The 25,764-nt window shown below is 56.8% G+C and carries 30 protein-coding genes; 15 read left to right on the top strand and 15 right to left on the bottom strand.

Going from position 1 to position 25,764, the window contains the following annotated elements:
* Positions 1–18: 18 nt before the first annotated feature.
* The 9 genes from BWI76_RS14885 to BWI76_RS14850 all read right to left on the bottom strand — a co-directional run bounded on the left by BWI76_RS14885 (position 19) and on the right by BWI76_RS14850 (position 9,283).
* Entirely contained in the window at positions 19–570 is a 552-nt protein-coding gene (locus tag BWI76_RS14885; RefSeq protein ID WP_004136340.1) for a glycerol-3-phosphate responsive antiterminator, read from the bottom strand.
* A 16-nt stretch (positions 571–586) separates the two neighbouring features.
* Positions 587–1,375 carry a class I fructose-bisphosphate aldolase gene (locus tag BWI76_RS14880; RefSeq protein WP_004136342.1) on the bottom strand — a complete coding sequence of 263 codons (789 nt, stop codon included), beginning with the start codon at positions 1,373–1,375 and terminating at the stop codon, positions 587–589.
* Positions 1,376–1,688: 313 nt separating this feature from the next.
* Positions 1,689–1,829, bottom strand: a complete 141-nt coding sequence (locus BWI76_RS28335) for a hypothetical protein (RefSeq protein WP_165775014.1) — start codon at positions 1,827–1,829, stop codon at positions 1,689–1,691.
* Between the two features lie 219 nt (positions 1,830–2,048).
* Positions 2,049–2,993 (bottom strand): carbohydrate kinase family protein, encoded by a 945-nt coding sequence (locus BWI76_RS14875; RefSeq protein ID WP_004136344.1) that lies wholly within the window; start codon positions 2,991–2,993, stop codon positions 2,049–2,051.
* Positions 2,993–4,360, bottom strand: a complete 1,368-nt coding sequence (locus BWI76_RS14870; RefSeq protein ID WP_004136346.1) for a hypothetical protein — start codon at positions 4,358–4,360, stop codon at positions 2,993–2,995. The genes BWI76_RS14875 and BWI76_RS14870 overlap by 1 nt, the downstream gene beginning before the upstream one ends.
* Positions 4,361–4,437: 77 nt before the next feature.
* Positions 4,438–5,457 (bottom strand): ABC transporter permease subunit, encoded by a 1,020-nt coding sequence (locus BWI76_RS14865; RefSeq protein ID WP_004120114.1) that lies wholly within the window; start codon positions 5,455–5,457, stop codon positions 4,438–4,440.
* A complete protein-coding gene (locus BWI76_RS14860; RefSeq protein WP_004136348.1) occupies positions 5,444–6,976 on the bottom strand; it encodes a sugar ABC transporter ATP-binding protein in 1,533 nt (510 codons plus the stop codon). Before BWI76_RS14860 ends, BWI76_RS14865 begins: the two co-directional genes overlap by 14 nt.
* A gap of 66 nt (positions 6,977–7,042) precedes the next feature.
* Positions 7,043–7,996 carry an ABC transporter substrate-binding protein gene (locus tag BWI76_RS14855; RefSeq protein ID WP_004136350.1) on the bottom strand — a complete coding sequence of 318 codons (954 nt, stop codon included), beginning with the start codon at positions 7,994–7,996 and terminating at the stop codon, positions 7,043–7,045.
* Between the two features lie 255 nt (positions 7,997–8,251).
* Complete coding sequence (locus BWI76_RS14850) at positions 8,252–9,283, bottom strand: LacI family DNA-binding transcriptional regulator (RefSeq protein WP_024358115.1); 1,032 nt, start codon at positions 9,281–9,283, stop codon at positions 8,252–8,254.
* 366 nt (positions 9,284–9,649) lie between these two features.
* Here BWI76_RS14850 and BWI76_RS14845 point away from each other — a divergent pair, with 366 nt between their 5' ends.
* Both BWI76_RS14845 and BWI76_RS14840 read left to right on the top strand, forming a co-directional pair.
* Positions 9,650–10,276, top strand: coding sequence for a DUF1062 domain-containing protein (locus tag BWI76_RS14845; protein ID WP_064371774.1), 627 nt, complete (start codon positions 9,650–9,652; stop codon positions 10,274–10,276).
* A 208-nt stretch (positions 10,277–10,484) separates the two neighbouring features.
* Positions 10,485–11,087 carry a DJ-1/PfpI family protein gene (locus BWI76_RS14840; RefSeq protein ID WP_004136356.1) on the top strand — a complete coding sequence of 201 codons (603 nt, stop codon included), beginning with the start codon at positions 10,485–10,487 and terminating at the stop codon, positions 11,085–11,087.
* Between the two features lie 180 nt (positions 11,088–11,267).
* Here the strand turns inward: BWI76_RS14840 and BWI76_RS14835 are convergent, their stop codons facing one another.
* The 3 genes from BWI76_RS14835 to BWI76_RS14825 form a co-directional block, all read right to left on the bottom strand.
* Positions 11,268–11,660, bottom strand: a complete 393-nt coding sequence (locus tag BWI76_RS14835; RefSeq protein WP_004136358.1) for a VOC family protein — start codon at positions 11,658–11,660, stop codon at positions 11,268–11,270.
* Between the two features lie 133 nt (positions 11,661–11,793).
* The gene (locus BWI76_RS14830) at positions 11,794–12,366 is read right to left on the bottom strand and encodes a DUF1349 domain-containing protein (protein WP_004136360.1); all 573 of its coding nucleotides are present in this window, start codon (positions 12,364–12,366) and stop codon (positions 11,794–11,796) included.
* Positions 12,366–12,965, bottom strand: coding sequence for a dienelactone hydrolase family protein (locus BWI76_RS14825; RefSeq protein WP_004136362.1), 600 nt, complete (start codon positions 12,963–12,965; stop codon positions 12,366–12,368). Before BWI76_RS14825 ends, BWI76_RS14830 begins: the two co-directional genes overlap by 1 nt.
* A 210-nt stretch (positions 12,966–13,175) precedes the next feature.
* On the opposite strand from BWI76_RS14825, the gene BWI76_RS14820 reads away from it, so the two are divergent.
* The 5 genes from BWI76_RS14820 to BWI76_RS14800 all read left to right on the top strand — a co-directional run bounded on the left by BWI76_RS14820 (position 13,176) and on the right by BWI76_RS14800 (position 17,179).
* Positions 13,176–14,084, top strand: a complete 909-nt coding sequence (locus tag BWI76_RS14820; protein ID WP_004136364.1) for a LysR family transcriptional regulator — start codon at positions 13,176–13,178, stop codon at positions 14,082–14,084.
* 98 nt (positions 14,085–14,182) lie between these two features.
* Complete coding sequence (locus tag BWI76_RS14815) at positions 14,183–14,779, top strand: NAD(P)H-dependent oxidoreductase (RefSeq protein ID WP_004136365.1); 597 nt, start codon at positions 14,183–14,185, stop codon at positions 14,777–14,779.
* Between the two features lie 21 nt (positions 14,780–14,800).
* Complete coding sequence (locus BWI76_RS14810; protein ID WP_004136367.1) at positions 14,801–15,601, top strand: carboxymuconolactone decarboxylase family protein; 801 nt, start codon at positions 14,801–14,803, stop codon at positions 15,599–15,601.
* Positions 15,602–15,605: 4 nt separating this feature from the next.
* Positions 15,606–16,040, top strand: coding sequence for a cyclophilin-like fold protein (locus BWI76_RS14805; protein WP_004136369.1), 435 nt, complete (start codon positions 15,606–15,608; stop codon positions 16,038–16,040).
* A gap of 302 nt (positions 16,041–16,342) precedes the next feature.
* Complete coding sequence (locus BWI76_RS14800) at positions 16,343–17,179, top strand: alpha/beta fold hydrolase (protein ID WP_004136371.1); 837 nt, start codon at positions 16,343–16,345, stop codon at positions 17,177–17,179.
* 45 nt (positions 17,180–17,224) lie between these two features.
* Here BWI76_RS14800 and BWI76_RS14795 read toward each other — a convergent pair whose 3' ends face one another.
* Positions 17,225–17,449 carry a YdcH family protein gene (locus BWI76_RS14795; RefSeq protein ID WP_004136373.1) on the bottom strand — a complete coding sequence of 75 codons (225 nt, stop codon included), beginning with the start codon at positions 17,447–17,449 and terminating at the stop codon, positions 17,225–17,227.
* Between the two features lie 146 nt (positions 17,450–17,595).
* On the opposite strand from BWI76_RS14795, the gene BWI76_RS14790 reads away from it, so the two are divergent.
* Complete coding sequence (locus BWI76_RS14790) at positions 17,596–18,489, top strand: oxidoreductase (RefSeq protein WP_049100428.1); 894 nt, start codon at positions 17,596–17,598, stop codon at positions 18,487–18,489.
* A 36-nt stretch (positions 18,490–18,525) separates the two neighbouring features.
* Here BWI76_RS14790 and BWI76_RS14785 read toward each other — a convergent pair whose 3' ends face one another.
* Positions 18,526–18,774 carry a hypothetical protein gene (locus BWI76_RS14785; protein ID WP_004136375.1) on the bottom strand — a complete coding sequence of 83 codons (249 nt, stop codon included), beginning with the start codon at positions 18,772–18,774 and terminating at the stop codon, positions 18,526–18,528.
* A gap of 435 nt (positions 18,775–19,209) precedes the next feature.
* On the opposite strand from BWI76_RS14785, the gene BWI76_RS14780 reads away from it, so the two are divergent.
* From BWI76_RS14780 to BWI76_RS14750, 7 genes are read left to right on the top strand one after another with little or no spacing between them, the layout of a single operon-like run.
* Positions 19,210–20,181 carry a phosphotriesterase gene (locus BWI76_RS14780; RefSeq protein WP_024358125.1) on the top strand — a complete coding sequence of 324 codons (972 nt, stop codon included), beginning with the start codon at positions 19,210–19,212 and terminating at the stop codon, positions 20,179–20,181.
* Between the two features lie 9 nt (positions 20,182–20,190).
* Positions 20,191–20,931, top strand: coding sequence for a creatininase family protein (locus BWI76_RS14775; RefSeq protein WP_024358126.1), 741 nt, complete (start codon positions 20,191–20,193; stop codon positions 20,929–20,931).
* Complete coding sequence (locus tag BWI76_RS14770; protein ID WP_004136382.1) at positions 20,924–21,367, top strand: PTS sugar transporter subunit IIA; 444 nt, start codon at positions 20,924–20,926, stop codon at positions 21,365–21,367. Before BWI76_RS14775 ends, BWI76_RS14770 begins: the two co-directional genes overlap by 8 nt.
* A 25-nt stretch (positions 21,368–21,392) precedes the next feature.
* The gene (locus BWI76_RS14765; protein ID WP_004136384.1) at positions 21,393–21,680 is read left to right on the top strand and encodes a PTS sugar transporter subunit IIB; all 288 of its coding nucleotides are present in this window, start codon (positions 21,393–21,395) and stop codon (positions 21,678–21,680) included.
* Positions 21,677–22,987 carry a PTS ascorbate transporter subunit IIC gene (locus BWI76_RS14760; protein ID WP_049089761.1) on the top strand — a complete coding sequence of 437 codons (1,311 nt, stop codon included), beginning with the start codon at positions 21,677–21,679 and terminating at the stop codon, positions 22,985–22,987. The genes BWI76_RS14765 and BWI76_RS14760 overlap by 4 nt, the downstream gene beginning before the upstream one ends.
* A gap of 16 nt (positions 22,988–23,003) precedes the next feature.
* On the top strand, positions 23,004–23,744 hold the full coding sequence (locus tag BWI76_RS14755; protein WP_004136388.1) for a sugar isomerase domain-containing protein: 741 nt from the start codon (positions 23,004–23,006) through the stop codon (positions 23,742–23,744).
* A gap of 14 nt (positions 23,745–23,758) precedes the next feature.
* Positions 23,759–24,514 (top strand): GntR family transcriptional regulator, encoded by a 756-nt coding sequence (locus BWI76_RS14750; RefSeq protein WP_004136390.1) that lies wholly within the window; start codon positions 23,759–23,761, stop codon positions 24,512–24,514.
* A 126-nt stretch (positions 24,515–24,640) separates the two neighbouring features.
* On the opposite strand, the gene BWI76_RS14745 is transcribed toward BWI76_RS14750, so the two are convergent.
* The gene (locus tag BWI76_RS14745; protein ID WP_004136392.1) at positions 24,641–25,696 is read right to left on the bottom strand and encodes an SDR family oxidoreductase; all 1,056 of its coding nucleotides are present in this window, start codon (positions 25,694–25,696) and stop codon (positions 24,641–24,643) included.
* Positions 25,697–25,764 lie beyond the last annotated feature (68 nt).

Raw genomic sequence — 25,764 nt, 5'->3', positions numbered from 1 at the left:
GCGTGGACTCCTTATGAGTTACCATAATCCGGGTTCGCTGCTGGTAATTCCTTTAAATCCGGCATGGAATATTTTATCTACAAGGTATTTCCGCTTAACAAAGCCTCCGGCGATGAATATCACGTCAAAGCCTTTTAAATTCCGGCTAATCAATTCCAGACACTGGCAGGCATATTCAGCAGGTAAGATCTCAATGGCATCCGGCGGGTTATGCTTAACAATATCGATGGACTGATCCAGCGAACGTGAGTCGATCAGCAGTACCCGAAAGATAGTTAACAATCCCTCTTTTTTTGCATGGCGTAGGGCCGAGAGATTGGAAGAAATAACACCATCAACCTTGTAGTAATTTTTGAGCAGACTAATCCCCGCCTGGTCGGGTTTAAAACCGCCCAATAGCTCCAGGTGAATAAGTACTTTTTTGCCGCTTTGATGACATTTACCAATCAGCGACTGTAAGTTGCCGATATTCGCTTCGGATAACAGTACGTATTCTGATGAACAAGACAGCGCCTGCTCAAAATGTTTATATTTTCTGACGGAAGGAATGATGGTGTTATTTAAGTGCATATTAATACCCGTATGTTTAAACCATGTAGAGGCTGTAAGCATCTTCCGCTGTGGCATTTTCATGGATGATGGCATTCAGACCTGCTACTACTTTTTCTGGCCGTGGGTCCTGCGTAATATTGCGACCCACCGCCACGCCTTTTGCTCCCACCTGCATACAGTGATGAACAAATTTAAAATAGCCGTCGATGCCGGTTTTAGGGCCGCCGAGCGCGAGCACCGGCACTCCGGCGGCTTCGACGATGAGTCTATCGTCTTCGGTACCGGTAAAGCGGGTTTTGATGACATCCGCGCCGAGCTCAACGGCGACGCGGGCCGAGGCGGCGATGATAGCCGGATTATTGGAGTCGTCGCTGGTGACGGGATAGCCATAGGGCAGAGATTCCACTATCAGCGGCATGCTCCAGCGATCGGCCGCCTGCGCCAGCTGCATGGCCATGATATGCGTTTTCTCTTCATTGAACGCGCCGGGGAAGGTCATGCACACCACGCCATCAGCAGCCACTTTCAGCGCATCTTCGATAGAAAAAACAGGGGTGGTATCGGGAACGGTATTATCAAAAATACTCACTGTGCTATCGACGCGTAATACAACGGGAACGCTGTTGAAAATTTCGCGAAAATTTTTCAACATACCCCAGGTCACCAGCGCGCAATCCAGGCCATTTTCGACCAGTACCGGGAGCTGCTTTATCGTATTATCAATACCATTTGTGTTGCTGGAAAAATAGTAGCCATCCAGCGCCAGCGTGACTGATTTACCATCTTTTGCGAAAATTCGGGAGAGACGACGTTCTTTAGACATTGATTAACTCCTGTGAGAGAAAAAAACAAAAAGGCCCTCAGAAACTTTCGTCTCTGAGGGCCTTCGATTCACTTACCCTTTTGATAATCGTTCAGTAAGCCAAACCATTATCAATTAATTTTTCAGCCTTATGGGTAGGGTTTAAATGGCGTTTAATTTAAATCCGTTCCCTTGCTTGAATTAATTACTAGCATGCCTGAGTTCTTTCTGTCTAGCCGTTGTTGATAAACTGAGATGCTTATCACGAATTAGATTTGAGTTTAATCTTATTAGTGCTGGCGCGCTTTGACACTAAAGCCCATTTTTATTGTGCTTATACCGAGAGCAAAGACTCTACCGCCAGCTGCGCCAGCAGCAGCAGAAAGGCGATCAGCGTCAGCCATTTCGCCGGATGCAGCTTGCGCTGCGGAATGGGAGTATTACGCAAACGTACAAACCATTGATTCATTTTCATTATTGACCTCCTGTCCCTGATGTCCATTAGCGAGAAGGGCAAAAATTGAATGCCGATCTAATTGCCTGATATTAATAGATTAGTCGGCAATAACCCATGAATAAATGAAGCTGGTTTAGCTTTCATTCAATAATTGGGACCTAAATCATATCCATAAAAGCTAATGATAAGGGTCCGTCGATACGCGCGGTTGCAGACCCTCATCCGGTTTTCCGTTGTTTACAGGCCTGGTCTCTGCTGACTTCGGAGTTCATGGTCCCAGGGCGGGTTAGCTCCTGGCCTGGAAACCGTCACCGCGGCGGCGCGCATCCCCAGATCGACCGCGCGGCGAACCTGCTCACGTGACAGTGTCACTAGCTTCTCTTTTTCAAGAAGCCCGGCCTGCGAAAGGCTGGCGAGAATACCGGCATTCACCGTATCTCCCGCGCCGACGGTATCGGCCACCGCGACGCGAATCGCGGGCACGTGAAGATGAAAATCTGCGGTCCAGGCATCGGCGCCGTCTGCCCCGCGGGTAACCACAATAAGCTTTGGTCCCAGCGCCAGCCAGCGGCGGATGACCTCATGCTCTTCGCCGGGTTCGGCAAACCACGCGAGGTCTTCATCGGAAAGCTTGACGATATCCGCCAGCGCAATCATGCGCCTCATGCGCGCCAGGTGCTTCTGCCGATCCGCGATGAAAATTTCACGGATATTGGGGTCGAGGTACATCACCCGGCGCGGCGCCTCTCGCGCCATCAGCGTTTCATAAACGCTGCCGCACGGCTCCGCGATGAGGCTGATGCAGCCGAACAACACGGCGGCGACATCATCTCTGAGTTCCGGCAGGTCGCTTTCCCTCAGCATTCTGCCGGCGCTATTTTCATCGTAAAAGGTATAGCGGGCCTGACCGCCTACCAGCCTGACGAAGGCCAGCGTGGTTGGCAGCGGCGCGCGGGTTGAGGGCGAATAATCCACGCCGGATGCGTCAAGCGTGTGGCGCAGCATATCGCCCATAAAGTCATCCGATAAACCGGAAAACAGACTGACCGCCATCCCCTGACGGCCCAGGGCGACGGCGGTATTAAATGCCGCTCCGCCGACGCAGGGAGTAAAAGCGGGGTCATTTTCGCGGCTCTGGCAGGGCAGCATGTCGATGAGGGCTTCTCCGCAGCAGAGGATCATCAGTTATCTCCTTTACGTACCGTGACCACCGGCGGGGTTTCCAGCCGATCGGCGATCTGCATCCAGTTTTCGGCGAAGATCCCGCAGGCGGTCTTGATCTCGACGCCGACGGGGAGCTCCGGACACTCATTTTCGCCGTTGCTGCCCCAGTTAACCCATCCGGACTGGCGGCGCTGGACTATCTGAAACGCGCCGGAGGGGCGGGAGGTCCACCAGATCATCGCCCGGCCGCTAGCCGAATCATACTCGACGGTTTTACTGGCCGGCCCGGGGAAGATGGTTTCATCCGCGACGGCGGAAACGTTAACCGGCGAATCGGTCAACAGCCATTCCCGCTCGGTCAGATCGGCCCGAAGATGCGCGCGGGCGCGCACCTGACTCAGCCGTTCGCGAATCTCCGCGTCATCCAGCACGTGCTCCCAGCGACAGAACATCCGCCAGTAGAGATCCCAGTGGGCAGAAGCCATATCGGTGAGCTGTTCGCGGAATTCGGCAAATTTCGGGCTTTGATTTTCCGATGTGGCGACGGTATTGGCCACCATCGCCGCCAGCTCTTCGGCGTAGGGGTCGCCCGCGCGGTAGCGGGTGCCGCCGTAGGCCGCGAAGCGGTCGAACAGCAGGTTTCCCGGACCGCTCTCAAATTCGTCGCCGACGGTGATCTTGTTGGTCACCGAACGGCCGTTGATCACCGTCGAAAAGTCATCCACCCAGTAGCGCCGCTGAAACCACGGCGTGTTCCAGCTAAATTTCCAGTCGATGGCGAAGCGCTTACCGCGCAGCTCCGGTAATAACCCGTCGGGGATCGCGCCGCGCATGCGGTAGTGATGATAGACCGGACCCTGTTCAACGACCTCAATATCAACGACGGTATGCTCCGGCGGGTTAATCAGTCCGTTCTCCGGGGTAAAGAACGGACCGTAAAAACCGCCGATGGCGTTATTCCCCGAAGGAAGCAGTTCGACGCCGTCCTGCAGAGCGCGGAAATGGCGCAGCCCCCATTTTGATGAACCGACGCCCTGAGCGGTTCCCCGACACATTTCCAAATCGAAACAGCCGGTATTGAGGCGCGCAAAACAGTCGCTCTCCCGGCCGGGCAGCGTCTGGATACCGGATATGTCATCGACTTCAGCCGCCGTGAGCGGCCGGTCAAGCCGCATCTTAAGGGTGCCGCTGAAGCTGACCGTCGCGATAAAAGCGGTACTGCTTACCGACGATTCATGCTCGAGGCGCTGGCAAAGGATCCGCTCGTCCTCGTCGGTAATGGCCCACCACAGAGGTTCCGCCAGCCTCTCCGGGAGGGTAAACGTAATCGGTTCGCGATCCCGGGGGCCATTCATCGGGTCCGTCAGGGTAATGTGGTATGTCATGGGCGTGTACTCCATCAGATTTTAAGCAAACGAAAACCCGCCGCCGATGCGGCGGATAAACAACGCGTCAGGGAAAGCTAGCGGGGACGGGCGATCTCTTTTTTCCGCCAGAAGGTAAACAGTTCCGGATGCTGCTTCAGTCCGTCAATCGCCACGGCGAGGATGATGACGATGCCTTTGATTAAGAGTTGGGTGAAAAAGGGCACGCTGAGCAGAATCAGACCGGTACTGAGTACGCCAAGTATTATCGAGCCAATCAGGGTGCCGATAATTCGCCCGCGGCCACCGGCGAGGCTGGTGCCTCCCAGGACAACGGCCGCAATGGCGTCCAGCTCATATCCCGTTCCGGCAGTAGGCTGGGCGGAAATCACCCTGGCGGCGAAGATAATGCCCGCCAGACCCGCGCAGACACCGGCAATCATATACACCGCCGCCAGCACGCGTTTGACCCGTACGCCGGCCAGGCGTGCGGCCTGGGCGTTGCCGCCGACGGCGTAAATGTGACGGCCAAAGCGGGTGCGTTCGAGAATGAACCACGCCAGCAGGTAAACCACCAGCATGATAATGACCGGGATGGGGATCCCGATAAGATAGCCGTTGCCCAGCTCGCGGAAGCTAAGGCTACTCGAAACAATAGGCTGCCCTTCGGTAATGGTGTAGGCCATACCGCGCAGGAAGGTCATTGTCCCGAGGGTGACGATAAACGGCGCGAGGGCGAGATAGGCGGTGAGAACGCCGTTAAGCAGACCGCAGAGCGCGCCAACGCCAACCCCGGCCAGAATCGCCAGCGGCGCGGGGATCCCGGCCATCGCCGCCACCACCGAGACCACGCCGGATACGGCGACGATCGACCCGACGGATAAATCGATACCGCTGGTTAAAATGACGAACGTCATACCCGCCGCCAGAATGGCGTTGACGGAAATCGAACGGGCGATATTCAGCAGATTATCGACGCGGTTAAAGTTTGGCGCGAAGGTCGACATGAGGATCAGCAAAACCAGCAGGACGATTAAGATCCCCACCCGGTCCCACCATTTGGCAAAATCAAACGGCGCTTTGACCGGCAGTTCCGTCACAGGTTTATTGTTGTCCATGGCATTCTCCGGATTGACTGGTAAAGGTTCCTGTTGCGTGCAGCATCACTTCTTCTTCCGTGGCTGAACATGAGGGGAGCTGGTGGACGATTCGCCCGCCGCGCATGACCAGCACGCGGTCGCTGATGCCGATGGCCTCCGGCAAATCGGAAGAGATCACCAGGATGGCTTTGCCGGCGCGAGCGAGCCTGTCTATCAGCTCGTAAATTTCCCTTTTGGCGCCAATATCTACGCCGCGGGTCGGTTCATCGAGGATAAGCAGCCTCGAATCGCGCAGCAGCCAGCGCGCCAGCGCCGCTTTCTGCTGATTTCCGCCGGACAGGGCGCTGACGGGCAGTTCAACCGCGTTTTCCCGCAGCCGCAGCCTGCGCATCTGCTCAAGGACGGCGGCGCGGATGGTTTTGCGTTTAACCACGCCGCCGGCGACAAAGTTATCCAGCGAACTGATATCAATGTTGTGCTCAACCGAATGACCGAGAAACAGTCCCTGGGTTTTACGGTCTTCGGTCACCATTCCAATACCGTCGGCAATAGCGGCGGTGGGGTCTGACGGCTGGCTCTCCCTGCCGGCAAGGCGCACGCTTCCCTGGCTGCGCGGATCGGCGCCGAAGAGCAGGCGGGCAACTTCGGTTCGCCCGGAGCCCACCAGACCGGACATGCTCACCACTTCGCCCGCGCTGACCTCAAAGGAGACCGGGCCGGTCGCACTGCCTGCCAGATCCCGCACTTCCAGCAGGACGTCGCCGGGCGTACGCGGCTCGTGCTGATAGAGATCGACGATTTGCCGGCCGACCATCATGCGCACGATATCGGTGGTTGAGACGTTGCCGAGGTTTTCCGTGCCGATCCACGTGCCGTCGCGGAACACCGTGACCCGGTTTGCCAACTGCCACACCTCTTCCATGCGGTGCGAGATGTAGACCATGCCGACGCCGTCCTGGCGCATCTGCGCGATCAGCCGGTATAGCTGGAGAGTCTCCGCCCGCGACAGGGCGGCGGTCGGCTCATCAAGCACCAGTACTTTCGCGTTTTCACTGACGGCGCGGGCGATCTCCACCATTTGCTGACGCCCGATGCTCAATGACCCGAGCGGCGCCTGCGGGTCGATATCCGCGTTAATTCGATTCAGCTTCTCTTTGGCCTCCCGGTGCATCCGTTTGCGATCGAGAATACCGGCGAAAGAGGTGGGCTCCTGGCCGAGAAACAGGTTTTCCGCCACCGTCATATCCGGCACCGTGTTCAGCTCCTGGTGGATAATGGCGATACCATATTTGCGCGCGTCCCGGGGCGTGCGAATATCAATCGCTTGTCCATCGATAAAAATAACGCCGCTATCGCGCTGCTCGTTGCCGGAGAGGATTTTCATCAGCGTGGATTTACCCGCGCCGTTTTCCCCCATCAGGGCATGGACCTCTCCGGCGAATAAATCAAAGCGTACGTTGTTCAGCGCGAGCGTCGCGCCGTAGCGTTTTGAAATCCCTTCCAGCCTGAGTAAGGGAGGTGATGATATGTCGGCCATTGTCTTTGCCCTCAGGGATGAACCTGAGGGTCATCCCGTTTGTTGCTGCTTAGAGTGACGATGTGATTACCAGCCCGGATAGCTACCCACGTTATCGCGGGTGACCAGTACGCTCGGGATCAAAACGGTACGGGAGGCGATCGGCTTACCGTCGACCATATCCTGAGCAAGCGATATGGCCTGGCGAACCATTTCTCCCGGGTTTTGCGTCGCGGTGCCGATAAAAGGCGAGCCGCCGCGCTTGAGTTCTTCAACCGCCTCCGGGCTACCGTCGACGCCGGTAACGTTGATCGCGCCCGCTTTGCCCGCCTGTTCAACCGCCAGCACCGCGCCAAGGGCCGAAGGATCGTTCATACCGAAAATACCGGAGACGTCCGGGTTGGCCGTGAGCATATCGGTGGTGACCATCAGGCCCGATGCGCGGTCGTTGCGCGATGCCTGCTGGCCGACAATTTTGATATCCGGGTATTTTTGCGCGACGTTTTTACAGCCTTTAATGCGGTCGATAATGGTCTGAATTGGGGTCCCATCGACCAGCAGCACTTTGCCTTTGCCGCCCATCTGGCTGAACAGGTACTCGCAGGAGGTCTCCCCGGCCTGAATGGCGTTGGTCATGATCGCCGCGTCAGCGCCTTTAGCGGGGGTATCGACTGCGATAACGATAATGCCGGCGGCTTTTGCCCGCTGTATCGCCGGTTCGATCCCGGACTCATCGACGGCGGAAATAATAATGAGATCCACTTTCTGCTGAATAAAAGCGTCAATCTGCGTGTTCTGGTTTGCCAGATCGACCTGTGCATCCTGGACATTAAGGGTTGCGCCGATTTTAGCCGCAGCCTGCTTAGCGTTCCTCTCCATCGCGGAGAAGAACGGGTTGGACATGTCCTGCACCATTAATCCGATACGGGCGATTTTTTTGCTTTCCTGCGGCGCGGCGCTGGCTGCGGGAGCCAAGCCTGTCATGGTGGTGATTACCGCGGCAACCGCGATAGCCAGCCATGCTTTACGAAGTTTGGTCATATTCTGCTCCTTTCATTTTCTTGTGGTACGAGGTACGGCCAGGTGTGGGGATGCCTCAGAAATAATCCCCTGATGTTGTTTTTTAATCGCGACTGAATAATTCAGCCGTTATTTAAAACGCTAAAACGATGAAAGAGTGGCGGCAAAATTGTTTCGCTCGGGTTAGCCGCTTTTTGGCTGGAAGGACAGAACCGCAAGAGCAATGTCTGTCGGCCCGTACAATGCCGTCTGGGCAGCCATCTCAATCGTGTCTTTTTAAGTGTTATGGGCTTTTCTACAGCCGCAGGACTGGCGAATCACCAGCGCGGCGGGAACTTTAAGTTGGGTCTCTATTTCGCCTTTTCCTTCCTGATTAATTAAGCGAATCAGCATCTCTGCCGCCTGCCTGCCGATCTCTTCACTGTTTTCATTGAGCACCGTGAGCGGTGGATTTAACAGCGGCGCCCAGTCGAATTCGTCATAGGCAATAAGGGCCATATCGCCGGGAATGGCTATCTGGCGCTGCTGGAGCTGGTTGAGCGAACCCAGCAGAATAGGGTTGTTCCCGGCAATAAGCACGTCCGGCAGCGCTTCCCCGCGCGCCAGATATTGGCTCAGTTTTTCAGAGGCCGACTGTGCGTCGTTCTCCGTTTCCAGGACTTCAAGCGTGGCGCCGCACTGCTCAGCGGCTTCGCGGATCCCGCGCTCGCGTTCAAAACGCGTGGTCCAGCGGTCCGGGTAGATCAGCAGCAGCCAGTTTTTATAGCCGTGCTGCGCCAGATGGTTCCCCACCAGCAGGCTGGCATGGTAATTGTCGGTGGTGACGCTGGGAAAATTGTGCTCGCCGCGGGGAGGAGAGTCGACAAAGACCACCGGGATATCCCATTTCGCCAGCAGGCTCAGGCTCTCCGGCTGGAGCGTCACCGTCGAAATGATCCCGGCCATCCGCGATTCGATCAGGCGGTTAATCATGCGATCTTCCTGCGCCCGGTCGTAGATCCCGTTTACCGCGATATCGCCAAGCACCACGGTCCACTGCGAAGGCTGCAGCATCTGCTGAATCCCGGACATCAGGTTGAGGTAGTAAGAGTTCGACGCATGAGCCGTAATCACCGCCACCGAGTCTCTGCTCGAACGGCGTAGCGCCTGTGCCGCGCGGTTAGGGACGTAGCCGAGCTCGCGCGCCACTTTTAAAATCAGCTCCCGGCTATCATCAGCTACGCCATCGCCACCGTTAAGCGCGCGTGAGACGGTGAACATTGAAAATCCCGTCGCCTCACTCACGTCCCGCATCGTCGCTTTTCGCATTTTTCGCTCTCTGCATTTATGAAAATTACCCGTGATATAAACGGTTATTTCCTTAACCTAAACGTTTATGAGACAAAACATAAACGTTTAGGTTTGTTTGATCAGTGAGCCGCTTCTCGTTTTGTGAACAGAAGGTAAACAATGCTGTTTATGAATGAATTCTCTGTATTTATTGATTTAATGCATGCCTTTACCCTTAGCCGCTTTGTTACGCTTAGGCCCATTCATTGGCGGTCAGACAGGGTAGTCGTGTTGGAAATCTTTTTTTAACCCACTGAAAAGTATCCTCTAAATATTTTTCACATCGCAAAAATCACGGTCCGTTATCGACGGATCCGCTTTTGTATAGGTTAAAAAAGGTTCACCATGAAAGTCACATGGAACGTCAGCCCCGTGGGCTACCAGCTGATTAGCAAATGCTGCCCCGCCTGTCATGGGCAGCAGGATTTCACCCCATCCGGCGCCTTCCGGGTCAATTCACAAAAAAAGATGCTTGATGTCTGGAGTATCTATCAGTGCGTCCGCTGCGCGTATACCTGGAACATCAGCCTGTTCTCTCGTTTACCGATCAGCAAAATCAATCCGCAGCTCTACGAGCGGCTTATCGCTAACGATAAATCTGCCGTCGAGGCTTATTCTCACGATCTGCTGGTGCTGCGGCGTAATCGCGCGTCGCCGTCAGGATCGCCTGAATTCATGGTCAAGGAGCGCTGGCGAATCAGCCTTGTTCGCGCTTCTCAGGTGAGAGTGGAGGTTACCGTCGCGCGAGCCTTTCAGACCAGCCTGCTATCGGTGCTGCGAAGTCAGCTGTGCCTTAGCGGTAGCGCTGTCCGTAAGCGCCTTGCGTCGGGAGATATCGGCGGCATCACCCTGAAGGCGTTGCGATCGCCCCGGCTGAGGCCGGAGGGATATACGCTTTATATCACCAGGGAGGTTCTCCTCGCCCGCAGGCGCATTCCGTTGTCTGCAGGCCCGGATCGCAGAAGACGATAGCCAATGTCCCCGGATAGTGGTTCTATCCGGGGAGCAGGCTCGCAAAAATGAGTGCGGATTGCCATAAGGGGAAAATTAACCTTGCCTTCATTACTGTGTATTTATACAGTTTGTGGCGGCGGCACGACGAGAATATCGATCGCGACAGCGAAGGGCTTGGCGGATGCCGCGACGGCTAATTCCGTTGACCAGGGAGTGAATGAGATTTATGGATACGCGTAAAGAAGTGTTGTTTGTGCTCATCGAGGAGTATGCCGACTGGGAGTTTGCCCTGCTGGCGCCAGGGCTGCGCCGGGGGTTTGGCATATGGGAGCCGCAGTATGATGTCAGGACCGTTGCCGCGGATGCGGGGCCGGTGATGTCCATTGGCGGGGTCCGTTGCCTGCCGGATTATACCTTCGAGACGATACCCGATGATTACGCCGCGCTGGTGTTGGTGGGCGGTATGAACTGGTGGGGAGAAGAGGCCCGGCGGGTGGTGCCGCTGGTAGAGCAAGCGCAGGCCCGGCAGATCGTGGTTGGCGCGATATGCGATGCTTCGGCATTCCTCGGCGCGCACGGCTTTCTCAATGATGTCGACCACACCTCGAACGGGCTGGCCTACCTGCAGAACAGAGCGGGCTCCGCCTACAGCGGCGCTGCGCGCTACCGAAGCGTGCCTTCGGTTCGCGACGGCAATCTGGTGACCGCCAATGGGGTTGGCTTTGTGGATTTTACCTGCAATATGCTGGCGGCATTAAACGCGACGCAGGCGGGCGAAATCGAAGCGATGCGGGCGGCGTTTACGTCGGGAATGTTTACTGAAGGCTGAGTCAGAAACGACCGCTGCTGTACGGCAACGGGCTGAAACAAAATGCCTTTCTCGTGGGCGCGCCGTGAATGACCGGTGAGCGCCGAAGGTGAAACAGGCGGCACGAGCCCTGCGCGATGTTCAGCAACGCGCAGGGTTTCGCCATGCGCGAACCCTGCCTTAACCTCCCGTTCTGCGGGCTTAGCCTGCGTTTGCGTAATACACAAACGCCAGCTTATTGCCGTCCGGATCTCTGACGTAGGCGCTGTGGAAGCCCTCACCGTACTGCGGACGGTGTCCAGGGGCGCCTTCATCAGTTCCCCCGAGGTTCAGCGCCAGCTGATGCAGCTGCTGAATATGATCAACTGAACGAGCGTTCAGCGCTACCATCACGCCGTTACCCGTCGTCGCCTGCTGCTGGTTAAACGGTCTGCCAACGCACAGTCCGATGGTGCTGTTTCCGCTGAATGTCCCCCACGATGCGCCTTCATCGCTCCGACCGCTCTGGGGATGCCCCAGCATTGCCATCAGCGGGTCGTAAAAACGCAGCGCGCGCGGCAGATCGTTGGTGCCGAGCATGATGTAAGAAAACATGGCTCCTCCTCATAGTTGGTCTGAAGGTCGATGCCAATCTAGCAGCAAGGAGGAGGCCATGCAGGCCGGGGGGCTAAAAATCATACCTTCATCGCGATTATTCCGCGATTTTGCCCGTGCGCGAGCTGGCGACTCAGCTCAGGTCGTGCAGATCTTTCTCGTTTGGCGGCAGCAACGCTATATCGTGGAAATTAACCCGTAGTCCGCTACGCTGCGGCGTGCAGCACATGACGCCGATCTTCACCGCTCCGCTGGGAAAAGGGCACAGCCGCAGCAGCGGCCACTGACGGCCATCCGTAGAGTACTGCAGGCGCAGCGCTTCCCCCCGACGGGTCAGACGCAGCCAAAATTCGCCGGGGTCGCCCGGGAAAACACCGGTCGCCCAGTCTGATTTCCCCTGCGTCAATACGCTGCCGATAGCGGGCGCGCCGTCATTGTACTCAATACCGGCCTTGAGCCAGCGTTGCGCGTCCTGCATAAGCAGGATCCCCGCCTGGTCATACAGGGTGCTGAAGTCGGCGCGGACCCGCACCTGAAAGGTGAAATCCGCTGCGGCCTCCGTCGCGTAGATATGGCCGGAGAAGCGCTCAAATCCGTACCAGGTTTCGCGCCAGAAGTCGGTTTGCGCATCGGTGACTACGCGGAGTACGCCGTCCTCTTCCGACCATGTCGCGGGTTCGTTAATCCAGTGAAATACCTGATGCATTAGGCCTCCTGTGTTTGCTGAATAAGCGTTAAAAAGCGCAGCGTGTCCTCGTCTGCCTGCTGAGCGAGGCGCGCGTCCCATGCCGGGCTGTCGGCATCGCAAAAACCGTGCAGCGCATTGAACATCCGGCAGGTCACGGAGGGAATTTTCTCCAGCTCGTTTTGCATGACGCGGGGATCGAACGCCGGTTCATCGCGGGCGATGATAACAAGCGTCGGGCAGGGGGGCGCAACGTCGCTGTACAGGCGGATCCGCGATCCATAATGGCACACCGCGGCGTCGCAGAGCCCGCTCCTGGCGGCCAGCCAGGCTAAAGTGGCGCCCACGCTGTAGCCGATAAGAATTAGCGTGCCGTATTTCGCTCTAAGCTCGGCCAGCAGCGACACAATGGCGGCGGTATCAAATCCGACGTTATCGGAAAAGTGGCGCCAGGCCTCGTCCTGCTGGTCATAAGCAAAAGGCGCAGAGTGGGGAAAAAGCGCGGGCGTAAAGACAGCGTAACCGCGGCTTCTCCAGGTCGCGGCGGTTCGCTGAATATGCGCGTTGAGGCCATAGATTTCATGCAGCAGGACGATGGCTTTATCGCAATCAGGTAACATAAACGCGCCTCTGGCGGACAAAATAGGGTTTATTACCGGTCGGATGGACAGTTTATCAGGGCTGAAGCCTGTAGTATAAACCTACCGCACGGCAGGTTGCTCGTGCATTAAGGTCTTTGATTTTCCTTCGCGGACGATCGCCACGATGCGGCATGACATCAAGGTACCGTTATTTTTTTAGCTTATCTTTTACCCCGTTAGCGAGGCCGTATGAATGTGAACCGTGCCGATATGGCCGACCTTATCTATTTTTGCGCCATCGCGCGCCATCATAGTTTTAGTAAGGCTGCCGTCGAACTTGGGGTGAGTGCCTCGACCCTAAGCCACGCCCTGAAGGGGTTTGAGGCGCGGCTGGGCGTACGCCTGCTGAACCGCACGAGCAAAAGCGTCACCCTGACGGCGGCAGGCGAGAGCCTGGCCAGCGCGGTAAGCGAGCCGGTCGCCTCCATCGATGCCGCGATGGAACAGCTCAACCAGTTCCGCGATTCGCCGGCGGGGCATATTCGGCTTAACGTCGCCGTTGAGGCCGCCACGCTGCTGCTGGCTCCGGTACTGCCGGTTTTTGCCGAACGTTATCCCGATATTGAGCTGGATATCGTGGCCAGCAATCGCATTGTCGACGTCACGGAACAGCGCTTCGACGCCGGGATCCGCTATGGCGGAACCGTGCCGGAAGATATGGTGGCGCAGCGCCTGTCCGCCGATGTGCGCTGGGTGGTCGCGGCGTCGCCGGAATATCTTGCCCGCTTTGGCGAACCCCGGCATCCCAACGATCTTCACCAGCACCGCTGCGTCAGCAATCGTCTGGGAAACAACCGGATTTATAAATGGGAGTTTGAACGCGGCGAAGAGCAGCTCACCGTCAAAGTGCCGCCGCTGTTAACGGTCGATCTGGCGGAGACGGGCGTAGTGGCCATTCTGCAGGGGTTCGGCCTGATGTACCTGCCGGAACCGCTGATAGCAGAGCACGTCAGCGCCGGGCGCCTGCGTCTGGTGCTGACCGACTGGGCCTCATACGGACCGGGATTCTATATCTATTACTCCAGCCGTCATCAGCTTCCCACCGGGCTGCGCCTGTTAATCTCCCTTGTGCGGGAAATGAAGCCGCTCGGTCTGTAGCCCGATTGATGAAAATAACTCACAGCCCCATTCGATAGCGAGGGCTGGCTCCTTCTTATTCCGCGCCTTAACCTGTGGCAAAAGAGAAGGAGAGCTTGATGAACTATTCGCACCGCTGTATTCCCGGTCTGTTCTGGCTTTTGGCCGTCACCGCGTTTCTGTTTAGCTTTACCCCTACCAGCCGTGCCGCCGAGGCTAACACGCTGGTTATTGTCTCCCATCCTTATCCTGAACAATCGGTCATGACCAAAGGTCTGGAGGAGGCTGCGCGAAGCGTGCCCGGCGTGACCGTACGCAATCTCGAGGCGCTTTACGGCTTTGACAGCCGAAACATCAATGCCGATGAAGAGCGACGGCTTATGCGGGAACACGCGCGCGTCGTTTTTATTTTCCCGACCCACTGGTTCAACATCACGCCGATGATGAAGGCCTGGCTGAACGATACCTGGGGTAGCGTGGGGCCGGGGATATGGCAGGGCAAAGAGATGATGATCGTGACGACGGCCGCGGGAGGTGAATCCACCTACGGCGAGTCCGGGCGGATCGGCGTCAGCCTGGCCGACGTCTTTACGCCGATGAAGGCCAGCGCGCTGCATGCGGGCATGACCTGGCTTCCCCCGCTGGCTTTTGAGAATGCCAGCCGCCGCCGGCTTCCTGAGTACCAGCGCCAGCTGGTGGAAAGGTTGACGAATTAATATGCCGATGAGGAATTTATCGTGAAAGCTTTTATTACCGCTGCCGCCATGTCGTTGATGCTGGGCGCTCCCGTCCTGGCTGAAGAAAAAAGAGGTGAAAAAATGGCTCCATTTAGCCCAACCCAGTTGTCCGTTGAAGATGTTCAATCCGTCGCGCCCGCGCTTGCCCGTTTCGGCAGCGAGGTGTTGACAGAGGACCTCTGGGCGCGAAATGAACTCTCGCGCCGCGATCGCAGCATCGTGACCGTAGCGATCCTTATCGCCCGTCACCAGCCCGCGGAGCTAAAACATTACGTTGACGTTGCCCTGGATAATGGGGTCACAGCGGCTGAAATCTCCGAGATCGTTACTCATCTGGCTTTTTATTCCGGCTGGCCTAACGCGATGTCCGCCGTTGCGGTGACGAAAGATATTTTTATCGCGCGCGGTATTGGCCGCGAGCAGCTGGCTTCGGCGTCCCCGGAGCTGCTTCCTCTTAATCAGGAGATGGAAAAGCAGCGCTCAACAACGGTAGAGCAGAACGTCGGCGCGATTTCCCCCGGGCTGGTAAAGTTCACAACGCAACCGCTGTTTCTTGACCTGTGGCAGCGCCCGGGGCTGAAGCCGCGCGACCGCAGCCTGGTGACGGTCAGCGCGCTGATTGCCGCCGGGCAAAGCGCGCAAATTGGCTACCACCTTAACCGGGCGATGGATAACGGCCTCACCGCGGAAGAGGCGGGAGAGGTCGTTGCGCATGCCGCTTTCTATGCCGGCTGGCCAAACGCCTTTTCGGCGGTAGCGGTGGTCAGTGAAGTCCTGCGCGCTCGCGGCCTGGCAGGGTGAGCGGATGTTCAACTCTCTTAGCGCCACGCTAATCATTTTTATGGCAACAACGGGCGCGGCATTCTCTGCCGGGCAGGAGAACGGAGTGAAGATTCAGTTTGCGTTTAACGCAACGACGGTAGTCGGTTTGCTGGATGAGAGCGCAGCGGCTAATGAGTTCCTGGCACAGCTGCCGATGACGGTGAAGCTTGAGGATTATGGTTCCACGGAAAAAATCGCCTGGCTGCCGGCTAAATTGCGCCAGGCGGATCCTGGCGCATCGCTAACCCCACGGCGCGGCGACATCGCCTATTACGCGCCGTGGGGCAATCTGGCCATTTTTCGCGAGAATTTTCGCCAATCGTCCGGGCTGATAAAGCTTGGCCGAGTGGTCGAGGGGCTTAAATCGCTTGACCAGCCGGGCACAGCGACGGTGACCATCAGCCGGTATGTTGAGTAGGCATAGCGCGTTAAATAAACAGATCGTTATTTCACTTCAGCATGATGAATGAAACTGTCCAGGTTCTGGACAGTTTCATTGCGTTGCGATATCCCATTCTGCCGTAGCCATTGCCGCCCGCTGAGGATTATCTGCCAACCGCGCCTCCCGCATCGGCGAAAATCATCTACACTTTTCCAGCCAGGTCGTTTTCAAACCTAACGAGACACTATCGTCATCGGACAGAACATCCAGCCTTTACCCCCGACTAACTGCAGGCGTCAGGCCCGCAGCCTTGTTTTCTCAATAGAGGAGTTTGTAACATGGCATTTGTGACAACCAAAGACGGCGTCAATATTTTCTTTAAAGACTGGGGCCCGAAGGAGGCGCAGCCGATCGTATTTCATCACGGCTGGCCGTTGAGCGCCGATGATTGGGATAACCAGATGCTGTTTTTCCTGGCAGAAGGCTTCCGGGTGATTGCGATTGACCGACGCGGTCACGGTCGTTCCGATCAGGTAAGTGAAGGTCATGATATGGACCATTATGCCGCCGATGCTTCGGCGGTGGCGGAACATCTGGATCTGCATAACGCCGTGCATATCGGCCATTCTACCGGCGGCGGGCAGGTTGCGCGCTACGTTGCGCAGTATGGTCAGCCGCAGGGGCGTGTGGCCAAAGCGGTGCTGATCAGCGCGGTTCCGCCGCTGATGGTAAAAACGGAGAGTAATCCTGGCGGTACGCCAATCGAGGTATTTGATGGTTTTCGCAAAGCGCTGGCCGCCAACCGCTCACAGTTTTATCTCGACGTGGCGTCCGGGCCGTTCTACGGCTTTAACCGCGATGGCGCGGAGGTGTCGCAGGGCACCATTCAGAACTGGTGGCGTCAGGGAATGACCGGCAGCGCGAAGGCGCATTATGATGGGATTAAGGCGTTTTCTGAAACGGACCAGACCGAGGATTTAAAAGCCATTACGCTACCGGTGCTGGTGATGCAGGGCGATGACGATCAGGTTGTGCCTTATCAAAACGCCGCCATTCTGCAGGATAAGCTGCTGCCGAACAGCCAGCTAAAAATTTACCCCGGCTTTCCGCACGGTATGCATACCTCGCACGCCGATGTCATTAACGCCGATCTGCTGGCGTTTATCCGCGCGTAGCTGCGGGATAAGAAAGGCCGCCATCCGGCGGCCTTATCACACACTTCAGGCCTGATTCAGGCTTTCATGCTGGAGGATTTTCAGCATTTCATCCTTCAACAGAAGTTTTTCTTTCTTCATATGTACGAGCTCGAGACTGTATCCTTTGCCATCGACTCCTTCTATGCGGGAAATGTCGTGATCGAGTGCATTATGTTTTTCGAATAGCGACTGAAAGCGCGGGTGCGTGGTTTTCAATCGAGAAATTAGCTCTCTGTATTCTGGAAACATGTACCTTCCTTGTTGATGGTGATAAGTGTGTACGCTGACACACACATTCAGATTACCCATATGAATAAAATGGTAATGCGAACGAAGTCGCGTTTATGTTACATACCCATTGAATCTCAGGGGCCGGAAGCGGCCTGGAGGCATAGATGACAGTTGAAGAACCCACCATTGCGCTGGTAGGCCCGGGCGCAATCGGTACCACCATCGCCGCTGCGCTGCACGAGGTTGGCCGTACGCCTCTGGTATGCGGTCGCCGCGCGCATCCGCAGCTGTCGCTGCGTTTCGATGGCGGGAAGATTGTGGTGCCGGGGCCCGTCGTGACGGAACCGGCATCGGTCGTCGCGCCGTTCGACCTGGTCTTTGTGGCGGTAAAAGCGACGCAAATTACGGCGATTGCGCCGTGGTTGAAAGCGCTATGCCACGATCGCACGGTTGTCTGCGTGCTCCAGAACGGCGTTGAACAAAAGACGCAGTTCGCACCGTACGTAGCGGAAGCGACCGTGCTGCCATCGGTCGTCTGGTTCCCGGCGCAGCGTGAACCCGAGGCGTCAGTCTGGCTGCGGGCGAAACCGCGGCTGACGCTGCCCGATGTCCAGGGGGCTGAACGGGTGAAGCATGCGCTACGGGACACCCGCTGTGAAGTGGACGTTAGCGCTGATTTCCTCTCCGTTGCGTGGCGGAAACTTCTGCAAAATGCGGTCGCTGGTCTGATGGTGCTGACGGGGAGGCGGGCAGGGATGTTTGCCCGCGAAGATATCACGGCGCTGGCTTTAGCCTATCTGCAGGAGGGGCTGACGGTGGCGCGCGCCGCAGGCGCCAGCCTGGGCGACGGCGTGCCGCAGGAAATTCTCGCCGGTTTCCATCGCGCGCCCCCGGATTTAAGCACTTCAATACTTACGGATCGCGAGGCCGGGCTGCCGCTGGAGTGGGATATTCGCAACGGGGTCGTGCAGCGATATGGTCGTATTCACCATATCCCCACGCCGCTCAGCGATGTGATTGTGCCGCTGCTGGCCGCCGCCAGCGACGGCCCGGGCTAAAGGCGCGGGACACCGGCGTGATAACGTTTCCCGGGATCAGATTGATTCCGCCAGCCGGTCGACAACCACGTTGCCGCTATTATCAAACTGGGTGATGCGGTAATTCACGCAATAGGAACGACGGGTGGTAAATTGATTGAATAACGCCACCCGGCCTTTTTTATCGCCATTTTTATTCACAATAATCCATTCGGTGACGTCCGTTGAATTAACTTTATCGCTGCTGGCGTCCTGTTGTTCGACCAGACGATCTTCTTTTTCTACCTTCAAAAAATCACGTAACATTTATTTATCTCCGCTCATCATTGTTTTTAACAATACTCTTTTTATCGATTCATTCAATTAAACATTTTAATCAATGATGTTGATTATTAGCCTGAGATGAAGTGTGCTGATTATTTATGTAACATATTGTTTATAATAAATAAAATGCGTCACCCTCTTGTGGGGAAAGCGTTTTTTTCCATAAGCAGCGGTATTCCCTTTGAAGCGTTTATATGTGACAACGTCACTTTATCGTCCCCGGCACGATCCTCTTACAGATATTATTTCTGTTGCCTGAAAGTCACCGGTGTACTGCGTCGTTATCGCGTTTTAAATATCTACCGCCCTCACAGATAGAAATTTTATATGACCGATGCGAACTTGATCACTTGACTGGTCAAGTGGGGCGGGCCTATGTTGAAAGCACCTTCTTATCCGTTCCGGGGAGTAAGTAACATGGGCATCATTCGAACGTTAAACGGGGATATTTCCGCTCATCAGCTGGGTGTCACCTACAGCCACGACCATATCTACTGTATTCCGCCCTATTGGGCCGAGCGTCAGGATGACGATCTGTTACTCGACGATCCACAGGCATCAGAGCGTGAATTAAGCGATTTTCGTGAGGCGGGCGGCCGCGCCATCTATGACGCCACCGCGCCGGACTATGGTCGTCAGGCCGCAGCCGTCGCCGCCATGGCGCAGCGCCAGCAGCTGCACATCATCGCCACCGCCGGTTTCAACAAAGGTTTTCTCTGGAGCAGCAAGCGGCCAGGCTCAGCGCAGACTTTTGCCGAGTGGATCGAACATTCAGAGATTGATGAACTGGTTGAGCACGTCTGTCGCGAGGTCACAGAGGGAATAGAGGGCACCGCGCATCGGGCCGGCGTGGTGAAGTGCGGCACCGGCTACAACACCATTTCCCCGCTGGAAGAAAAAACCATGGAGGTTATCGTTCGCGCCCAGCAGCGCACCGGCGCGCCAATGCACAGCCATACGGAAATGGGGACGATGGGACTCGAGCAGGCGCGGATCTTCAAAAAATGGGGGCTGGATTTATCCCGCTTATGTTTTGCTCATATGGATCGCAACCCCGATCCCTGGCTGCACCGTCAGATCGCCAACACCGGGGCGTTTCTCTCTTTCGACGGTATCAGCCGCATCAAATACCACCCTGAGCATATCCGCACCCAGGCCATCCTGGCGCTGTGCCAGCGGGGTTATCAAAAACAGATCTTAATCGGCGGTGATTTTGCCCGTAAATCAATGAGCGCGCACTACGGCAAGGGGGGGCTGGGGCTGAAGTTCATCCTTAACGACTGGCGGCCAAGGTTCCTTGAAGAGGCGCGGGAAGCCGGATTTGACGGCGAAGCGCTGCTGCACGATTTTTTCGTCGACAACCCGGCTCGTTACCTCGCTTTTGCCTGAGGAGGCGTCATGAAGCTGCATCATTTAAACGAACGCGAGGCCAGGCGGGCGCTACAAAAGGCGCGGATAGCCTTATTGCCGCTCGGCGCCGTCGAACCGCACGGCGACCACCTGCCGCTGGATACCGATAACCTGCTGGCCGAGCGGTTCTGCGCGCTGCTTGATGACCAGCTGGGCGAGTGCGCCCTGAGCCTGCCGGTCGTTTCCTACAGCCAGGTCTGGTCCCTGCGCGGCCACGCGGGCGCGATTGATATCGGTAATGAGCGGCTGACCTCGCTGCTGGTGTCGCTGGCGGAAAACATGGCCAGCTACGGTATCACCACCACGGCGGTGATTAACGCGCATTACGGTAATTTCGACGCCATTAAAGCCGCTTCCCGTCAGCTTAAGGAGCAGGGCATCACGCTACTTGGCTACAGCTGGGCGGGGATGGATGAGGAGGTAAAAAAGCGGCAAACCTCGGCGGTGGCTTATCCCGGTTATATGCATGCCGACGAAGTCGAGACCTCATTGATGCTGGCGCTGGCGCCGGAATTCGTCAACATGACAAAAGCTCGGCAACACTATCCTGATTTTCCGCAGAATTTTCGTTATCAGCCGATACCCTGGACCGCGTTCTCTGATTATGCGGTGCTGGGCGATCCGACTGCCGCCAGCGAAGAGAAAGGGCGCGCGTTTGTCCAGCGGGCGCTGGAGACCACGCTGGTTTCCATCCGCCAGCATTTAGCGCAAGGAGCCTCTCATGATTGAGCGTCAGGCAATAAACGTCGACTGTGCGGCCAACAGCCCGGAAGAGGCCATCCGCGAGGCGGGGAACGCGCTGTGCCGCGCGGGAGCCTGCAGCCCGCAATACGTCCAGGCAATGGTCGATAGCTACCGCGAGCTGGGCCCGTATTTTGTCATTGCCCCCGGGCTGGCCCTGCCGCATGCCCGCCCGGAACAGGGGGCGATGAAAGCGCAGATCAGCGCGATCAGGCTGCGCGAACCGCTGGCGTTTGGTCATGCGGAAAACGATCCGGTGCAGGTGGTGCTGGGCCTGTCGGCAACCAGCAGCGATGCGCATATCCGCCTTATCCAGCATATCGTCACCGTACTCAGCGATGAAAATAACCTGCATACCCTGATGCATTCTCGCGACCCAGAACAACTTTATCGGCTGTTAGCCAGCGGCTCGCAGCGTTTGTAGCGTGATTAACACGGAGTGAATAGCGATGAAAATTCTGACAGTCTGTGGTTTAGGTATGGGCTCCAGCCTGATTTTAAAAATGAACGTTGAGGCGGTATTAAAACAGCACGGGATTCAGGCCTCCGTGGAACATATGGATGTCTCTTCCGCCGCGTCGGCCAACGCCGATGTGGTGATAACCAACGCGGAACTGGTAGATAACCTTAAGCATCTGTCCTGCCCGGTGGTGGTGGTGAACAATTATATCGACAACGCGGAAATCACCGCGGCGCTGACGCAGGCGAACATTCTGCCCGCGGGAGAGCCATCATGAGCGAGTTTCTTGGCGTACTGCGCTGGATAACCATCAATATCTTTGGTGAAGCGTCGATTTTAATTGGCCTGATTGTCTTGCTCGGCCTGGTGCTGCAAAAGAAATCGCTGGCGGATATTGTGTCCGGCACGCTGAAGGGGATCCTGGGCTTTCTGATCATCGGCGCGGGGGCCGGGATTATCGTCTCCGCGCTGTTGATATTTCAACCGATATGGACCGAAGTCTTCGGGCTGAGCTCGATGAACCTGACCAATATTATCGGCCAGGCGCGCTTCAGCGAACGCTACGGCAGCAGCGTGACCATCGCCATTGCCGGCGGATTCGCCATTAATTTGCTGCTGGCCCGGCTGACGCGCTTTAAGTACATCTACCTGACCGGACATATGATGTTCTGGACCACGATGATCTTTGCCGGGGTGATGGTGAACACCGCGCCCGCTATTTCCGCAGTACAGCTGACGCTGATGCTGACGGTTATTATGGGCGTGTACTGGACCTTACAGCCCGCGCTGGTTCAGCCCTGGGTGCGGAAAATCACCGGTAACGACAACGTGGCCCTGGGGCATACTTCCGCCTCGGTCGCGCTGCTGGGGGCGATTTTCGGCCAGATATTTGCCCGCAACAAAATCAGCTCCGAGGATATTAAAGTTCCTAAAAAGCTCGGTTTTTTGCGCGATTCCAACGTGGTGACCGCGTTAACCATGGCGCTGTTGTTCTTTATTGGCACCTTTATTCTGCAGATAAAAGGTACGCCGAAAGCCGCGGAGATCCTGGCGCAATCCGGCGATCTGAGCTTCTACATTTATGCCCTCAAACAATCGCTGATGTTTACCGGCGGCATCGCCGTGGTGCTGCTCGGCGTACGGATGTTTATTGGCGAAATGGTGCCGGCGTTTAACGGCATCGGCTCGCGGCTGGTCCCCGGCGCAAAACCGGCGCTCGACTGCCCGATACTGTTCAACTTTGCGCCAAACGCGGTGGTGCTGGGGTTTGTCGGCGCGTTTGTTGGCTCGCTGCTGTGGCTGACCCTGATAGGCCGCTATACCGGCTACGTCTTTATTCCCAGCATGATCGTGATTTTCTTTCACGCCGGGACGGCGGGGGTCTTCGGCAATATTACCGGAGGCTATAAAGGCGCGCTGCTGGCGGGGTTTATCACCTCCACCGTGGTCGCCTGGGGGCAGTATTTCTGCGTCACCGGCTTTATCGACAGCACGATCCCGGATACCGCGCTGTGGGCGGGCGACAGCGATATGTTTGTCCTCGCGCCGGTCATTCATCTTTTAACCCGCATGCTGACGTTCTGATATCGGGAGGAAGTCTATGAGTCAGGCACTGAAACAGTACTACCGCCAGATCCGCCAGAAGCTGGCTTTGCTTGAGCAGCGCCCCGATGATCTCACCCGGGCGGCGGAAACCATGACCGCAAGCATTCTGGCCCAGCGCAACATCTTTGTCTTTGGCGCCAGCCACGCAGGAATTCTGGCGGAGGAGATGAGCTATCGGGCGGGCGGCCTGGCCATTATCAATCCGCTTTTCACGCCTGCGCTGATGCTTAACGTCAGGCCATTAACCCTCACCAGCGCGGTGGAAAATGTGGAAAATCTCGGCCGGGTACTGGTGGAGCAGTCGCCGCTAAGGGCTGACGATACGCTGCTGATCCACTCGGTTTCCGGGCGGAATGCCATTACCATTGACGTCGCGCTGGCGGCGAAAGCCTGCGGCGCAAAAGTTATCGCGATTACCAGCCTGGCGACGGCGGCGCGCGTGACCTCTCGCCACTCCAGCGGCAAACTGCTGGTGGATATTGCCGATATCACCATTGATAACCACTGCGAGTATGGCGATGCGGCGGTGAGCCTGCCGGGGATGGCGCAGAAAGCCGCGCCGCTCTCTACCATCATGGGCGCGGCTATCGCCAACAGCCTGGTATTACGTATTTGCGAAATCATGTTGGAAAATGCGCGCACGCCGCCCATTCTCGCCAGCGCAAACATAGACGGTAATCAGGCGATAAATCAGGATATACTGAGCGCTTACAGGAGCCAGATACACTACCTCTGAGTTGGAGCACAAGTATGTTTGAGTCGGATGGACTCCCTCTCTATTTAAGGATAAAAGACGTTATCCTGCAGCGGATCCTCTCTTTTACCTATGACGATAAGCTCCCGGGCGAACTGCTGCTCGCCGGGGAGTTCAAGGTCGCGCGCGGCACCATTAAACAGGCGATAGATTCGCTGGCCAGTATTGGCATGGTGTACCGCGAGCAGGGTAAAGGGACGTTTATCAACCGCGATGCGCTGCAGAAATACTACACCGACCTCCCGGACGTACTGACGAGCTTTGCTGAGCCCGGTGAGATAGCCGTAGAAGTACTGTCGCTGATTTCGACTATGGCCGACCGCCAGGTGGCGGAGCAAATGGGGCTGGATTTAGGCTGTCAGCTGATGCGTCTGGAACGGTTGTTAGTGCAGGGCGATCGGCCGGTTGGCCATGTGCTGACGTGGCTTAATGGCCGTATTTACAACGATCTCAGCCACGTGGACGGCAGCCGATCGCTATACAAGCAGCTGCGGGAAACGTTCGGCTACTCGCCGGCCAACGCCACGGAGCGCTATACGCCGGTGTGCTGCGATAGCCGCACGGCGGGATTGTTAAATATCACACCGGGAGCGCCGCTGTTTCGCATTGAACGGGTGGCCCGCGATCTGAATGATGTGGTGCTTGAATACAGCGTCACGCATACCCTTGACGCCAGCCTGTCGCTGCAAATCGCCACCAGCCAGAGCAGCATGAGCCAGCAGTGGGCCTGCACCATCGAAAAAGGGCGTTAATCCGCCTCCCAGGCGAGAATATCGGCTGGCAGATTTTTGCCAGCGTATCGAAGCGCGAGGAAGAGGCGAAAAACTGAATCGTAGGTTGCTCGCGCGACGCCGGCTGACGGTTAAAAGCATGCTGTTTCAGGGGATAACGCGTGCGGCTCTCAGCTGCGCGAACAGGCGGAAAAACATGTCGTCGGTGGCCTGCATGTCCGTGAAGCCCGCCCGGCGCAGTTTGCTGCCATCGCCAAACATGTCGTAGTTCCAGCTAAAGACGAAATCGGCAAACGTACCGTCGTTCAGCCGTAAAATATCCGCCTCCACCAGATCCTGCCCGGCCAGTTCGCGCCACTGCGCGCGGTAATCGACAAACAGCTGGTGAAAGGAGAGCCTGACCGGCGGCGCGGAAGGCAGTTCAAACCAGTCCGCGATGCGCGGCCACAGCTCGCACCAGCGCCAGAGGTCGCCGTTATTGACGTTGAACGCCTGATTTTCCGCCTGCGGCGAGGTGGCGGCCCACAGCGTGGCCTCCGCCAGCAATCCGCCGTCAGTATGATCGACGATACTGCGCCAGGTTTGTTCCGAGCCGGGGAAGCGCAGCGGTAAATTCTGCGCCCGACACAGCGAGGCGTAGAGCGCGATGCTCAGCGCGAGATTCATGGCGTTGCCGGGCACCGTGCTGCCGACCACGCCCGGCCTGAGCGCACTCCAGCGCCACGTTTTTCCGCGCTGGAACTGGCTGAGCCACGTGAGCTGAGCGGCATTAAATTCGGCCCCGGGTACGCCGGGATCGCTTTCTCGCGCCGGGGTTTTGAACGGACCAAGATGCGCGCCATAAACTTTATATCCCTGCATCAGGCTTACCGTGCGCAGCGGTGAGGTTTTCTCGATGTTGCTGACCAGATTGCGCAGCATGGCGACGTTCGGTTCAACCATTTCCGTCCAGTTCGCCGCGTTCACCCATGCGCTGTAAAAAATGTGGGTGATGCCGTTGAGCGATTGCAGTTTCTGCGCGCTGTCCCGCGCATCGCGTAAATCGACGTTAATAACGGGAATGTCATCCGGGTGAGGCGAGGCATGGCGGCTGAGGCCAATGACCTCCCACCGATGGCGCAACAGCGTTTTCACTAACTGTCTGCCTACAATGCCGCTGGCGCCGGCGACCAGCGCGATCCTGGGTTGCGGTTTCTTATTCACGTTGCTTCTCCAAAGGGGGGACGGAGGCAGTGTGATATATTATTTTTTTCACGCATATCCCATAAATT

Origin of the sequence: Klebsiella sp. M5al, assembly GCF_002090195.1 — a bacterium.
Lineage (GTDB): Bacteria > Pseudomonadota > Gammaproteobacteria > Enterobacterales > Enterobacteriaceae > Klebsiella > Klebsiella grimontii.
The sequence above is the reverse complement of the archived record's forward strand: the minus strand, read 5'-3'. Positions and strand labels throughout refer to the sequence as shown.

Coding starts and splice junctions, on each gene's coding strand:
- BWI76_RS14855 (WP_004136350.1), bottom strand. CDS start 7,996: ATGACCAAACTTCGTAAAGCATGGCTGGCTATCGCGGTTGCCGCGGTA.
- BWI76_RS14805 (WP_004136369.1), top strand. CDS start 15,606: ATGTTCAACTCTCTTAGCGCCACGCTAATCATTTTTATGGCAACAACG.
- BWI76_RS14830 (WP_004136360.1), bottom strand. CDS start 12,366: ATGCATCAGGTATTTCACTGGATTAACGAACCCGCGACATGGTCGGAA.
- BWI76_RS14825 (WP_004136362.1), bottom strand. CDS start 12,965: ATGTTACCTGATTGCGATAAAGCCATCGTCCTGCTGCATGAAATCTAT.
- BWI76_RS14875 (WP_004136344.1), bottom strand. CDS start 2,993: ATGATCCTCTGCTGCGGAGAAGCCCTCATCGACATGCTGCCCTGCCAG.
- BWI76_RS14750 (WP_004136390.1), top strand. CDS start 23,759: ATGTTTGAGTCGGATGGACTCCCTCTCTATTTAAGGATAAAAGACGTT.
- BWI76_RS14815 (WP_004136365.1), top strand. CDS start 14,183: ATGAACTATTCGCACCGCTGTATTCCCGGTCTGTTCTGGCTTTTGGCC.
- BWI76_RS14845 (WP_064371774.1), top strand. CDS start 9,650: ATGAAAGTCACATGGAACGTCAGCCCCGTGGGCTACCAGCTGATTAGC.
- BWI76_RS14765 (WP_004136384.1), top strand. CDS start 21,393: ATGAAAATTCTGACAGTCTGTGGTTTAGGTATGGGCTCCAGCCTGATT.
- BWI76_RS14760 (WP_049089761.1), top strand. CDS start 21,677: ATGAGCGAGTTTCTTGGCGTACTGCGCTGGATAACCATCAATATCTTT.
- BWI76_RS14770 (WP_004136382.1), top strand. CDS start 20,924: ATGATTGAGCGTCAGGCAATAAACGTCGACTGTGCGGCCAACAGCCCG.
- BWI76_RS28335 (WP_165775014.1), bottom strand. CDS start 1,829: ATGAAAATGAATCAATGGTTTGTACGTTTGCGTAATACTCCCATTCCG.
- BWI76_RS14865 (WP_004120114.1), bottom strand. CDS start 5,457: ATGGACAACAATAAACCTGTGACGGAACTGCCGGTCAAAGCGCCGTTT.
- BWI76_RS14785 (WP_004136375.1), bottom strand. CDS start 18,774: ATGTTACGTGATTTTTTGAAGGTAGAAAAAGAAGATCGTCTGGTCGAA.
- BWI76_RS14850 (WP_024358115.1), bottom strand. CDS start 9,283: ATGCGAAAAGCGACGATGCGGGACGTGAGTGAGGCGACGGGATTTTCA.
- BWI76_RS14780 (WP_024358125.1), top strand. CDS start 19,210: ATGGGCATCATTCGAACGTTAAACGGGGATATTTCCGCTCATCAGCTG.
- BWI76_RS14885 (WP_004136340.1), bottom strand. CDS start 570: ATGCACTTAAATAACACCATCATTCCTTCCGTCAGAAAATATAAACAT.
- BWI76_RS14840 (WP_004136356.1), top strand. CDS start 10,485: ATGGATACGCGTAAAGAAGTGTTGTTTGTGCTCATCGAGGAGTATGCC.
- BWI76_RS14870 (WP_004136346.1), bottom strand. CDS start 4,360: ATGACATACCACATTACCCTGACGGACCCGATGAATGGCCCCCGGGAT.
- BWI76_RS14775 (WP_024358126.1), top strand. CDS start 20,191: ATGAAGCTGCATCATTTAAACGAACGCGAGGCCAGGCGGGCGCTACAA.
- BWI76_RS14835 (WP_004136358.1), bottom strand. CDS start 11,660: ATGTTTTCTTACATCATGCTCGGCACCAACGATCTGCCGCGCGCGCTG.
- BWI76_RS14800 (WP_004136371.1), top strand. CDS start 16,343: ATGGCATTTGTGACAACCAAAGACGGCGTCAATATTTTCTTTAAAGAC.
- BWI76_RS14820 (WP_004136364.1), top strand. CDS start 13,176: ATGAATGTGAACCGTGCCGATATGGCCGACCTTATCTATTTTTGCGCC.
- BWI76_RS14795 (WP_004136373.1), bottom strand. CDS start 17,449: ATGTTTCCAGAATACAGAGAGCTAATTTCTCGATTGAAAACCACGCAC.
- BWI76_RS14880 (WP_004136342.1), bottom strand. CDS start 1,375: ATGTCTAAAGAACGTCGTCTCTCCCGAATTTTCGCAAAAGATGGTAAA.
- BWI76_RS14860 (WP_004136348.1), bottom strand. CDS start 6,976: ATGGCCGACATATCATCACCTCCCTTACTCAGGCTGGAAGGGATTTCA.
- BWI76_RS14790 (WP_049100428.1), top strand. CDS start 17,596: ATGACAGTTGAAGAACCCACCATTGCGCTGGTAGGCCCGGGCGCAATC.
- BWI76_RS14755 (WP_004136388.1), top strand. CDS start 23,004: ATGAGTCAGGCACTGAAACAGTACTACCGCCAGATCCGCCAGAAGCTG.